Annotated in this window: 7 protein-coding genes; 2 read left to right on the top strand and 5 right to left on the bottom strand. The window is 75.0% G+C overall.

All coding sequences use genetic code 11. The features are described from left to right. Window positions 1–69: 69 nt before the first annotated feature. Window positions 70–2220, bottom strand: coding sequence for a SpoIIE family protein phosphatase (locus ACZ41I_RS26220; RefSeq protein ID WP_468515346.1), 2151 nt, complete (start codon window positions 2218–2220; stop codon window positions 70–72). Between the two features lie 319 nt (window positions 2221–2539). On the opposite strand from ACZ41I_RS26220, the gene ACZ41I_RS26215 reads away from it, so the two are divergent. After that, window positions 2540–3148: a response regulator transcription factor gene (locus ACZ41I_RS26215; protein ID WP_363218843.1), complete on the top strand. Its 609-nt coding sequence runs from the start codon at window positions 2540–2542 to the stop codon at window positions 3146–3148. A 52-nt stretch (window positions 3149–3200) separates the two neighbouring features. Here ACZ41I_RS26215 and ACZ41I_RS26210 read toward each other — a convergent pair whose 3' ends face one another. The 4 genes from ACZ41I_RS26210 to lanKC all read right to left on the bottom strand — a co-directional run bounded on the left by ACZ41I_RS26210 (window position 3201) and on the right by lanKC (window position 10024). Further along, window positions 3201–4919 carry an ATP-binding cassette domain-containing protein gene (locus ACZ41I_RS26210; protein ID WP_468515345.1) on the bottom strand — a complete coding sequence of 573 codons (1719 nt, stop codon included), beginning with the start codon at window positions 4917–4919 and terminating at the stop codon, window positions 3201–3203. A gap of 348 nt (window positions 4920–5267) precedes the next feature. Beyond that, a complete protein-coding gene (locus ACZ41I_RS26205) occupies window positions 5268–7103 on the bottom strand; it encodes an ATP-binding cassette domain-containing protein (RefSeq protein ID WP_468515174.1) in 1836 nt (611 codons plus the stop codon). A 96-nt stretch (window positions 7104–7199) separates the two neighbouring features. Then, window positions 7200–7313, bottom strand: coding sequence for a SapB/AmfS family lanthipeptide (locus ACZ41I_RS26200; RefSeq protein ID WP_363218877.1), 114 nt, complete (start codon window positions 7311–7313; stop codon window positions 7200–7202). A gap of 38 nt (window positions 7314–7351) precedes the next feature. After that, window positions 7352–10024, bottom strand: a complete 2673-nt coding sequence (gene lanKC / locus ACZ41I_RS26195) for a class III lanthionine synthetase LanKC (protein ID WP_468515173.1) — start codon at window positions 10022–10024, stop codon at window positions 7352–7354. Between the two features lie 199 nt (window positions 10025–10223). Here lanKC and ACZ41I_RS26190 point away from each other — a divergent pair, with 199 nt between their 5' ends. Beyond that, window positions 10224–12686: a SpoIIE family protein phosphatase gene (locus ACZ41I_RS26190; protein WP_468515172.1), complete on the top strand. Its 2463-nt coding sequence runs from the start codon at window positions 10224–10226 to the stop codon at window positions 12684–12686. Window positions 12687–12794 lie beyond the last annotated feature (108 nt).

The following is a 12794-nucleotide window of genomic DNA, read 5'->3' as shown; positions in this document are numbered from 1 at the left end:
ACCCGCGGTTCCGGCCGGCCGGGGTGGGCCGGCCCTCCGGCGGGAGGGCCGGACCCTTCTCATCCCCTCTCATGCGCCCTCGCGGGCCCGCAGCAGCAGCACCGCCACGTCGTCGACCCGCTCCCGCGCCGCCGCGCTGTGCCGGACGACCTCGTCCGCCAGCTGCTCCAGCGGCTGGTCGCCGATCTCCGTCAGCAGTCCGCCGAGGCCGGCCAGCGCGTCCTCGATGTCGATGCCGGGCGCCTCCACCAGACCGTCGGTGTACAGCACGAGCACGGAGCCGGGCGCGAGGGACACCTCGGTCGTCGGATACACCGCCGCCGCGTCGATCCCGAGCAGCGGGCCGCCGGCCAGGTCCAGCACCCGCACCCGCCCGTCCGGCCGTCTCAGCAGCGGCGGCGGATGCCCCGCCCGGGCCATGACCGCCCGCCCACGCGCCGGGTCCAGCCGTAGATACAGACAACTGGCGAACAGGTCGGCACCCAGATCGATCAGCAGCCGGTTGGTGCTGCTCATCACCTCGTGCGGCGCCTGACCGACCGTGGTGTACGCCCGGACACCGGTGCGGATCTGCCCCATCAGGCCCGCCGCGGTCACGTTGTGCCCCTGCACGTCCCCGATCACCGCCGCCGCCAGCGGCAGCGTCGGCACCAGGTCGTAGAAGTCGCCGCCGATGTCCATGCCCTGGGTGGCCGGCACATAGCGGGCGGCCGCCTCGATGCCGGGCGGCGGTGCCAGGGAGTGCGGCAGCAGGGCCTGCTGGAGCCCGTGCGCGAGCCGGAGCTTGGCGTCGTACAGCAACGCCCGCTCCAGCGCCTGCGCGATCAGCCCGCCCAGCGATGTCAGTACGGCCCGCTCGTCGGCCGGGAAGACGTGCGGCTCGGCGTACGCCAGCACACAGGTGCCCACCGGCCGCCCGGACGCGATCAGCGGCAGATACGCCCAGGCCGCGAAGCCGTCCGGGATCTCGTTCCGGCGCGGATACAGCCGCTCCAGCTGCTCTCGGGAGTCGAAGAACGCGGGCACCCCGCTGTTCAGCGCCTGGGTGCCCGCGGTCCGCTCGGTCAGCGGTACACCGTGGAACCGCTCCACCGTGTGCGGGTCGCCGTACCCGCGATGCCCGAGCACGTGCAGCCGCCCGCCCTGCGAGCCGAGGATCATCATCGCCTGACTGCCGACCGCCGGAGCCACCTCGTCCCAGACCAGCTGCACCACGTCCTGCACCCCGACCGCCTCGGTCAGCGCGCCCGCCAGACTCAGCACCTGGGAGATCGTCACCAGCCGGGACGGGGACGCGCCCTCCTGCGGCGTACCCCGCGCCATGTCCGCCACCGCCCGGGCCCGGCTGATCCGCACACTCAGCCCGGTCGTGCTCGGATACAACCGGAACGACAGCCACTCGCCCGGCGGACGCAGCGCCACGAACGACGTCACCTGCTGGCTGAGCAGCGCCGCCCGGTAACGGTCCTCGTACATCGGGTCGTTCAGCCAGGGAACCGACACCCACGGCAGCGTGCCGAGCAGTTCGCCGGCCGGTCTGCCGAGCAGCTCGGCGGCGGCCGTGTTGACGAACCCGATCCGGCCGTGCAGATCCAGCGACACCAGCCCGTACGGCAGCCGGGACACCATCCGCGCCGCCTCCGCCGAGCCCAGCGTGTCGGCCACGCCCGCCACCGGCTCCGCCACCACATCGGCCTCGCCCCCGAGCGGCCGGTCGTCCCGCGCGGCCCGCTCCAGCCGCAGCGCCAGCCGGTCGCAGGCCGCCCACAGACGGTCCCGGTCCCGGTCGGACAGCTCCGGCGCGTGCGCACCCGGCCAGGTCACGAACACCGCGCCGTACAACCGGCGCTCCGTCGCCACGGGCAGCGCGGCCAGCGCGAACGGGTACGGCAGCACCACGGCGATCCGCGGATAGCGGCCGGCCATCTCCTCCTCGCTGCCCACCCACACCAACCGCCGCTCGCGCGCCGCGTCGGCGACCGGTATCGGCGCGCTCAGCCCGACCCGCTGCCAGGGCGCCGCGAAGGCGCGGGGCATGCCCGCCATCAGCGCCATCTCCAGGACCGGCTCGTCGGGTCTGAGCAGGTAGACCGCGCCGGAGTGCGCGCGCACCTCGTGCATCATCGACACAAGCGCAAGCGACAGCACCGGCTGGGCGGCCGGCGCCCCGTCGGCCGCCGGTGCCGGTCCCCGGCCCGGCCCCTCGGACACGCCGACCACCTCCTCGTACGGCCGCGCCGCGCATCCTGGGGACAAGATTCCCTCACGGCAGCGCCCCGCGCATGGCGAGTGCCCCGGCCGCGGTGTGTGGTCCCGTAGCGATGGATGCCTCCGGATACCCGCTCCGCCCGCCTCCATGCCCCTGTGGTGGAAGCGCGGGCGGCGTACGGGCGCCTCGCGTGCGCCCCCGCGCACCCCGATGGCCGGATCTCCGCGCCCGCGAATGGTAACGGCGCCCAAGAATGGGCACGCGCTGTGCCGTGGCACGACACGGGCGGCGACGAGAACGGGTGTAGACGAACAGCCGAGGGGGCGGGCAGTGATCCGGGTGCTTCTGGTGCACGACGCGTGTCTGGTGCGATCGGTCCTGGCGGAGTGGCTGCGCCGGGAGCCGGGACTGGATGTGCACGACACGCCGTGGCAGGGTGCCGCCACCCGGGTGCGGTCCTTATGCCCGGACGTGTGCGCGGCAGACCTCGACTGTACCGACGGCCAGGGGATGCCGCCGCTCGGCGACCTGTGCCCGCCCGGCACCGGCGGCAGGCCGCCCGCGCTCGTGGTGCTGGCCCAGGGGAACCGGCCGGGACTGCTGAAGCGGGCCGCCGAGGCGGGCGCGCTCGGCTTCGTCGACAAGGCGGGTTCACCGGACCGGCTGGTGGGGGCCATCCGGTCCGTCGCCAAGAGGGAACGTTTCGTCGACGCCTCGCTGGGCTTCGGCTTCCTCAAGGCGGCCCAGATGCCACTGACCAGACGTGAGCTGAGCGTGCTGTCCCTCGCGGCTGCGGGCGCCTCCATCGCGGAGATCGCCGGCAGCCTGCACCTGTCCCTCGGCACGGTCCGCAACTACATGGCGTCGATCACCCGTAAGACGGGCGCACGCAACCGGATCGACGCGATTCGCATATCGCAGGGGGAGGGGTGGGTGTGACGGTGAGGGCTGGGTGTGCGGGGGAGGACTGGGTGCGCGGGGGAGGGCGTGACTAGCCGGGCTGCGGCGCCGGGTGCGTCGTCCAGCCGCCGGCCAGCTCCCGGTACAGGTCCGAGGTGCGCAGGAGTTCGCCGTGGGTGCCGCAGGCGGTGCGCGGGCCGTCCATGACGAGGATGCGCTCGGCGCGGCGGGCCGAACTGATCCGGTGGGCGACGACGATCAGCGTGCCGCCCGCACGCGCCGCGAAGGCCCGTTCGGCGCGCGCTTCCGCCTCCGGGTCGAGATGGCAGGTCGCCTCGTCCAGGAGGGCCAGCGGGGCGGGCGAGAGGTAGGCGCGGGTCAGCGCGATCAGCTGCCGCTCGCCTGCGGACAGCTCCGCCGGGGTGACCGTGGCGCTCAGGCCGCCCAGTGTCCCCAGGAGCGGGCTGAGTCCCACCGCGTCGGCGGCTGCCAGAAGTTCGGCCTCCGGCACGGGACCGTTGCGGAAGAGGGTGAGGTTTTCGGCCAGGGTGCCGGTGTGGACGTAGGCCTCCTGGGGGATGAGCACGGTCGCCTGCGGCGCGGGGACGGGGTGGTCGTACACCCGGATGGTGCCGTGCTGCGGGGTGAGCAGACCGGCGATGAGGGCGGTGAGCGTCGACTTGCCGATTCCGCTCGGCCCTACGACCGCCAGGTGGGCGCCCTCCTGGAGGATGAGGTCGAGGTTGTGCAGGACGGGTTCACTGGCGGGGCCGTAGGCGAAGGTGAGGGAGGAAAGGGAAAGGGCGGGCGGGGACTGGGAGGAAAGGGCGAGTGCGGTCGTGTGGCGGGTGCCGGTCTGCCGTGGCTGGTCGCGCCCCGCGGCGGAGCCGCTGATGGACACGGCCCCGCGCCCCTTGGGGGGCTGCTCTGCCCGGGGTCGAGAGTCCCGGTTCAGTCTGCGCAGTACGACCGTCAGGCGGGAGCCGCTGGTGCCCAGGCCGTGGACGAGGGTGTGCAGGGCCGGGAGGAGGGACTGGGTGACGTAGGCGAGCGCGCCGACCAGGGCGCCCGGGGTGACGTCGTGGTCGAGCAGCCACGGCGCAGTGACCAGCAGCAGGACCGCCGGCAGTTCGCCGCCGACCGCCAGGGCGGCCACCCGGGCCACGCTCCAGCGCGCCAGGGAGCGGGCGGCCCGCAGTTCCGTGTCGGTGCGTTCGCCGAGGGTGTCGGCGACCCGCTCCTCGGCACCGGCCGCGGTGACGTCCCGCAGCGCCGGAAGCAGCGCGCCCAGCTCCTGGGCCAGTGCCTCGTCGGCGGCGAGGAACGCCTCCTGGCGGCGGGCCAGTGGCCGAAGCGTCGCGGCGAACAGGGCCACCCCGGCGAGCAGCGGCGGCAGGACGACCGAGAGGAGCAGCGGGGCCAGTGAGAACAGGCCGATCAGGGCGCCGGCGGCGGTGAACAGGAAGGAGCGGGTCACCATCACCACACCGGCGAGCGTGTCCCGGGCGATCTCCACCTGCTGGGTGAGCCCGGACAGCGCACCCGTGTCCGCCTCCCGCACCCCGCGCGTGACCACCGCCGTCACCAGCCGGTCCCGGGCCGGCTCCACCAGCTCGGCGACCACGCCGTACACCCGTCCGGTCCCGTACGCCCCGGCACACACCGAAAGTCCCGCGGCGCCCAGCCACAGCAGCCCGGCCCGGGTGTTCCCGGCGAGGAACCCGGCGTCCAGGGCCCGTGCGAGGGCGTATCCGACGAGGAAGGTCTGTCCCGCCTCCAGCACGGACCACACGCCGAGCCGGACCAGCACCCGCCACCGCTCCCGCACGAACCGGCCCGCTCGGACACGGACGGACACCGGGTCCCCGGGGATCCGGCCCGCGGCCACGGCACCGGACCGACCGGCGAGCCGGGACCGGCGTCCCCCGCTCGGCACTCCCGCCGCCTCCCGCTCCCCGCCCTCGCTCCCCAACTTCCGCTCCCGGTGTGTGTCGGTTTCGGGTCCTGGCCCGGTGTGCCAGTCCCGCCTGTGGTCCTGCTCCGCCCTTTCGTCGGCTTCCGGTCCTGGTCCGGCGTATCTGCCGGCTCCCGGTCCCCGCCCGGCATGCGCGGCGGCTCCGGCTCCCGGAGCGGTGTCCGTCCCGTGTCCCCGCCGCCGTCAGTGGCCCTCCGCCCCGGCCCCGCTCTCGACGGCGCCTGCGTTCCCGCGCCCGGCCGTGGTCTCCCGTGGCACCCCGGTGCCGGTGGTCCGTGCCGCCCCCGTCGCGCTCTCCCTCTCCTCTTCTCCGTCGCCGCTGAACACCGCCCGGTACTCCGCCTCCCGCCGCCACAGTTCCCGGTGGGTCCCGACCGCCCTGACGCGTCCGGCGTCGAGCCAGGCGACCCGGTCGGCGCGGGCCGCGGTCGTCGCGCGGTGGGCGATCAGCAGGCGGGTGCGGGACGGGTCGGGGGCCAGCAGGGTCCGGCTGATGTGGTGTTCCGTGACCGTGTCCAGGCTGGACAGGGCGTCGTCGAGGATCAGCAGCCGGCCGCCCTGGGCGAAGGCGCGGGCCAGGCCGAGGCGTTGGGACTCGCCGCCGGAGCGGGGTGCGTCTGCGGTGCGGGTCGCGTAGCCGTCCGGGAGGCGCCGTACGAAGCCGTCGGCCTGGGCGCGCCGGGCGGCGGCGCGGACGGCGGCAGGTGTCGCGGGCGTGAGACCGAAGGCGATGGTGTCCTCGATGGTCGTACCCGGCAGGGCGGGGCGCTCGAAAGCGTAGGCGACGGCGCGGCGCAGTTCGGCGTGGGCGAGGTCGCGCAGCGGGACGCCGTCGAGGAGGACCTCGCCCGTGTCGGGGTCGGCGAGCCGGCCGGCGACCTGTGCGAGCAGGGTCTTGCCGGCGCCGGAACGTCCGACGACCGCCAGGGTGGTGCCGCCCGGGACGGTCAGGTCGACGCCGTCCAGGACGGTTCGTCCGCCCCGGAGCGCGCTGACCGCCCGCAGCTCCAGCCGGCCGTTGCCCGGCGGCAGGCGGCGTGTGCCGTGTCCGGGTGCCGGCTCGGCGCGTACCTCGGCGAGCCGGCCGGTCGCCGCGCGGGCCCGCGCGAGTGCGGCCAGCTGCCCGACCAGCGCGCCGACGCCCGTGACGAGCACCGCGTACCGGGAGGCGGCCAGCACCTCGCCCACGGACAGGCGGTGCCGCGCCAGCAGCAGCCCCGCCACCGCCAGCACGCCCAGGTTCAGCAGGGGTGCCACGGCGACCGCCCGCGCGGCGGCCCGCCCCTGCACCTGCCACATGCGGTGCCCGGCACGCGACAGTTCGGGCAGCGGCCTGAGGATCCGGGCGGTCTCGCGGTCCTCGATGCCCGCGGCCCGGACCGTACGGAAACCGTCGACCGCCTCCGCCAGCGCGCCGGCGATCCGGCCCTGCACCCGCTGGTAGTCGGCCACGCACGCGGAGGTGTCCCGGGTGAAGGCGCGCAGCAACAGGGCCAGGACCGGAGCCCCGATGAGGAAGACGGCCGCCAGGCGGGGGTCGATGAGAGCGAGCGCCACCACGCCCCCGACGGGTCCGGCGAGCGCGGCGAGCAGGGCGGCCAGCGCACCCGGCGCCGTCCCCGCCTGTGCCGCGTTGCCGACCAGCCGCGCCACCAGATCCCCGGCGCCGAACCGGGCCGCCGCACGCGGACCCGACGCCAGGACGTGGCCGGTGAGATACCGGCGCAGCCATGCGGTGGCCTGCGCGTCGACGGTGCCGCTGAGCACACCCGCGCAGCCGTCCAGCAGGGCGAGCAGCAGAACGAGCCCGGCGCAGCCGGCGACCCAGAGGGCGGCCGGGGCGCGGGCCAGCAGCAGGTCCAGGGTGTGGCCCAGCACGGCGGGCAGCAGCAGACCGGCCGCCGTGGCCGCCGTACTCACCGCGCAGAGCACGGCACAGCGGGCGCCGCCCTGGCGCAGCACCGCGCGCGACAAGGCACGGGCGGCTGCCGAAGTGGCGCGGTCGGGGCGGGAGTTCATCGGCTGCGACCTCGCTCGGGTCGGGCGGGAACGGGAAGGCTCCGGACGGCACCGCCCCCACGGGACGGTGCCGTCCGGAGCCGTGGACTCACCCGGTCAGAGGCAGAGCAGAACGCTCGCCGCGGACACACAGGAGAGCAGGCTCGCGGTGCTCGCGCCGGTGTGGGTGTACTCCTCGGACTCAAGGGTCTGCAGGTCGAGCAGTGCCATGACGTTGTCCTTTCCTGGTTGGGGACGGGGGTTGTGTGTCACGGCTCCGTCGGTGCGGAGCCGCGTGCGGGGGCCGCCGGTGGCGGCGGAAGGAACGGCAGGTGCGCGGTGCGGGCGTCGTCGCGGGCCGCGGCGAGCGCGAGCAGGCAGCCTGCCGTACCGGTGGCGAGGTCCATGGACAGCCGCATCATCTGATGCCCGGGGAAGGCGAGTTGGCCCTGGTAGTCCATCGCGAACCAGCCGAGCCCGGCGATCTGCTGCTCCAGCCGTTCCCGGGTGACGCCCGGCGCGGTGCCGCGGGCGAGGTGCAGGATCATTCCCGCGCGGCCCTGGAAGAGACCGGGCTGGGCGTAGAAACGGGAGGTGGCGGCGGTCAGGATGCCGGTCCGGGCGCGCTCGAACTCCGCGCTGTCCGCGTGCGCCAGATAGTCGTCGAGGACCAGTCCGATGCCCACGCTGCCGTCACCGAGGTAGGGCAGCGTCCGCCAGCCCTCGTCCACCTCCAGGCCGCCGCCCGCCTCCTGGGTCACACAGCAGTCCAGGTCACGGCGGATCGCCTCGGCCGCCGCAGTCAGGAAGCGGTCCTCACCGGTCTGTTCGTACCGGCGCAGGAGGAACAGCGCGGGCCCGGTCGCGCCGCGCAGCAGCCCGGCGCGTCGGCGCGGGGTGTCAGGAAGAGGCTCGGTGAGTCGCCGTACGAGGATGTCGGCGGCCTCGGCGGCGTGTTGCCGCAGGGCCGGCTCGCCGGTCGTGTCCGCGAGCCGGCCGAGGACCAGGCCGAGGCCGGCGAGTCCGCCGTGCAGGTCGGAGGCGAGGCTGCGCCAGTTCTCCCGCAGGATGCCGTCGACCAGGTCCAACGCCCGTTGCCTGTGGCCGAGTTGGTCGAGGACCAGGGCGACACCCGCGAGGCCGTCGTACAGGCCGAGCGGGGTGCCGGGCGGCGGCGGGGCGGTGTGGGCCAGCAGCCAGCGCTCGCCCTCTTCGTAGCGTCCGGCCCCGGACACCTGGAGGGCGTACAGCACCCCGGCCGCGCCGTGCGCGAGGCCGAGGCCGCCGCCGTCCGAGAACTGGGCGATGTCACCGGGGAAGAGCCGGTCGTCGCGTTCGGGGGTGGCGGAGGCGAGGATCGCCTTCACCATCGAGTCCCGGCTGTAGGGCCAGTCGCCGGGCACCACCGGCGGGGCCGGCCGGCTGCGCCGCCCGCCCGCCGCGTCCCGGGTGATCTCGGCGACCGCCTCGTCCAGGAAGGCACGCGGCACGTCCGGGAACTGCTCGGCGATCACCTCGGCGAGATGCGCGGCCTTGCCCCGGTCCACCACGAACAGCGTGGTCACCGGCAGGAACAGGGCGAGCCGCAGACAGGCCAGCGCATAGCGGTCGACGTCGGTGCCGCGGCGGTCGGGCGGGGCGAAGAAACCGGGGTGGGCGACGGTCTGCCGGGCGTTCGCCTCGGCGGGGGCGGCGGCCTCGAAGTCGATGAGATGCACGGACTGTTGGTCCTCGGCCTGTTCGCCCCCGGCCCGTTCGTCCCCGGCCCGTTCGTCCCCGGCCTGGTCGTCCTCGGAGACCATGATGTTGAAGACGTGCAGGTCGTTGAAGACCAGCCCGCGCGCGTGCACGGCCGCCACCGCCCGCTCCACCGCCGCGTTGATCCGCAGTGCCCACGCCGTGTACGCGGCGACCTTCGCCGGGTCCGGGTCGGGCGTGAGCAGCGGATGCCGTTCGGCGAAGAAGGAGTTCAGCGGGCGGCCCGCCAAGTGGTCCATGACCAGGAACCGGTGCTCGCCGAGCGTGAACCAGTCCCGGACCTCTGGCACCACACCGGTGCCGGCGACCCGTTCCAGCGCCGCCTTCTCCCGCTCCAGCCGGGCCACCGCGTCCGCGCCGTCGGCGGCGAGCCCCGCGTGCGGCCGGGCCTCCTTCAATACCACCCGGCGCCCGTCCCGGGTGTCGGTGCCGACGTACACGCCGCCGCCGTTGGAGAAGTGCAGCGCCTTCTCGATGCGGTACGGCAGCTCGCCGACCGTCGTGGTGTTGCGCGCCTCCAGGTGCGGCCGCAGGAACTCCGGCAGCGTCACCCACGCGGGCACCTGGAAGGACGGGGCCCGCCGGTCCGGTACCAGCCGGCCCGTGCCGTCGGTCACCGCCGGGACCAGCGAGCCGCGCTCGTCGACGACGTACCGGCGGGCGAAAGCGCCGTAGCGGACGTAGAGCGGGCCGTCGTGCCAGCGCAGGTCGGTGAGGATGTACGGCCCCTCGAAGCCTTCCAGCAGTGCGCCCAGTTCCCGCAGCACCCGCTGCAGCTGATCCTCGTCCGCCGGGTAGACGGTGACGAACTTGCCGCTGGTGTCACGGCCCGCGTACTTGGCGTTGCGCAGGTGCAGCAGATGCGGGCCGGGCACGAACTTGAACGGGATGCGGCGCGGCACGCAGTAGTCCCACACGATGTCCGCGATCCGTTCCGCGTTCGCGGCGGTCGCCGAGGAGTGCACCTTCCAGCCCTGCGCCGGCGACGGAAGCGGCGCCCCGTCGGCGTCGAGCGGGGTCAGCGTCAGCCAGTCGCCGGAGCGCGCCGCGTGCCAGCCCTCCGGGACGGTGCGGCGCGCCGTCGCGAACAGCGCCGCCGGTGCCCCGTCCGCCCCGGGGAGCCGGTCGGGCGTGTCGTAGAAGTGCCCGTCGGCGAGCGCGTACACCTCGTACCGCTTGTCCATGCGCCTCCCGCCCCTCGTCGTGTGACCGGAAAAGACACTCGCAGGAGCCGGCCGGGTGCGGACAGTCACGTCTGTCACGAGGACACCGTGCGGAACTCACGCGTCAAGATGCGTTCGGCGGCTTTCGAACGACACGGGCACGCGCCGGGAACACCCGGAACGTCCGCAGGGGCTGCGCCGCGGGCCCGTACGCGCTGTAATGGCGAACGTGGTGAGTGAGGGCGCTGCGATCAGCGGAACGCGAACGGCGCCGGAGCGTGCCGAAGCCGCCCTGGACACGCTCGCCACGGCCCCCGACACGCCCGACCGGCTCCACCGGGTCCTGGAACAGGCGCTGGTCTTCGCCGGGGCGTCCTTCGCCGGGGTGTACGTGCCCGGCGACTTCCCGTCCGAGCTGTTCCTCGCCGAGTCCGCGGGCCTGCCCCGCACCCTGTACGGACTGCGCGACGCCTATCCGGCCGACAGCAGTTCCCCGGTCGCCGAGGCCCACCGCACCGGACGCCCGCTGTGGCTCGCCCCCGAGCAGCTGGCCGGCTGCCCCGAGGCACGGCGCACCCCGTCCCCGGACTTCTCCCTGGCCGCCCTGCCGCTCGGCCCGGCGGGCGGCGGCTGTCTGCTGGCCGTCAGCGAGCACCCCGGCGGCTTCGGCGCCGACGACCGTGCCTGCCTGGAACTGATCGTCCGTGCCGTTGCCGTACCCGTTCCGGCCGCGCCCGCCGGCGAGCGGGGCGAGCTGCCGCCGGACGCCTTCAGCCTGGTGATGGAGAGCGGCCGGGTCGAGGTCGGCGACGAGATCCTGCGCCTGTTCGGGCTCGCCCGGGACGCCTTCGACGGCCGGGTGGAGACCCTGCTCGGGCGCACCGTGCCCGAGGACCTGCCCGCGCTGATGTCCGTGGTCGAGGCGGACCACATGTCCATCGGCGAGCGCGAGCTGGAGTTCCGCATCCTGCAGCCGTCCGGCGCACCGAGGTGGCTGCGGCTGCGCGGCCGGCTGGAGCCCGCCGGCGAGGGCCGCTCCGCCCGTCTCGTCGGCACCGTCGCCGACGCCTCCACCCTGCGCTCCGACGTCACCGACGTGGCCCGGGTGCAGCGCCTGGCCGCCGCCCTCGCCACCGCCGGCACGGTCAAGGACGTCGGCAACGCCGTCGTCGCCGCCCTGCGCGGGCCGCTGCAGGCCTCCCGGATCGCGCTCGCCGAACTGGAGAACGACCGGCTCGTCGTCACCGTCCTCGACCCGCCCCAGCCCGAGGCCTGGCCCGAGGTGTGGCGCAGCGAGTGGCGCACCGAGTGGCCCGACGCGCCGGTGCGCACCATGCCCACCCTGGCCGCCGCGCTGCGCGAGGGCCGGGCCCGGATCTGGCCGGCCGGCACCGAGCTGGAGCCCGCCCTCGCCGAGGTCGGCCCCGGGGGCCTCGCGGTGCTGCCGCTGCCCGCCGGCGGCCGCATGGCCGGCGCCTGCCTGATCGGCTGGGACCGCCCGCGCGACTTCGGCCCCGACGAACGCGCCCTGCTCACCGCCTGCGCGGGCCTCACCGGCCAGGCCCTGCTGCGCGCCCACGCCTTCGACGCCGAGCACGAACTCGTCGGCATGCTCCAGCGCACCCTGCTGCCGCGCCGCCTGCCCCGGCTGCCCGGTGCGGTCGCCGTCGCCCGGTACCTGCCCACCACGGCCGGCCTGGAGGTCGGCGGCGACTGGTACGACGTCATCCCGCTCGCCGACAACCATGTGGCCCTCGTCATCGGCGATGTCCAGGGGCACAACGCGGGCGCCGCGACCCTGATGGGCCAGATGCGCACCGCGCTGCGCGCCTACGCCGCCGAGGGGCACGCCCCGGACGTGGTCGTGGACCACGCCAACCGGCTCCTCCTGGACATGGAGACCGACCTCTTCGCCACCTGTGCCTATGTCGACGTCGACATGGAGCAGGGCACCGCCTGGTGCGTGCGCGCCGGCCACCTCCACCCGGTGCTGCGCCACCCGGACGGCACCGCCGAGATCGTCCGGGCCGAGGGCGGCCCGCCGCTCGGAGTGCTCGCCCGGGCCGAGTTCCCGATGACCCCGCTGCGGCTGCAGCCCGGCACGGTGATCGCGCTGACCACCGACGGCCTGGTGGAGTCACCGGACGAGGACATCGACGTCGGCATGGACCGGTTCGCCCGCGAGCTGTCCGCCGCCGACCCGGCCCACCTCGGCCTGCTCGCCGACGCGCTGCTCACCGGAGCGCACCGCGACGACGACGTCGCCCTGCTGCTGATGCGCTACGACGGCATGGCCGTACGGCCGCTGCGCGAGAGCTGGACGGTGTGGCGGGTGCCGGAGGCGGTGCGGCACGCCCGCCGCTTCACCCGGCGCACGCTGAATGCCTGGGGCGTCTCGCAGGACACCCTCGACACGGCCCTGCTGGTGGTCTCCGAACTCGTCACCAACGCGCTCGTGCACACCGGCGGGCAGGTCCGTCTCGACCTCAGCCTGGTCAACCACCGTCTCCGTCTCGCCGTCGCCGACTCCTCCCCGCGCAGTCCGGTCAAGCCCGCCAGCATCGGCTGGGAGGCCACCGGAGGCCGGGGCATCCTCCTGGTCGAGGCGGTATCGGCAGCCTGGGGCACCCTCCCGGTCAGCGGCGGCAAACAGGTCTGGGCCGACCTGGTACCGGGCGGCTGACCGCCGGGGCCGGGCGGGTACCGGGCGGCTGGCCGGCACGGGCGGCCTCGTGTCGCCTGCGGCCGGCCGTCCCCCGTGGTTGACCGCCACACGGGTGCGTTTTGGCAG

The sequence above is a fragment of the Streptomyces sp. NPDC030799 genome (genome assembly GCF_055572255.1).
This window is presented reverse-complemented; position numbering and strand designations above follow the sequence as displayed.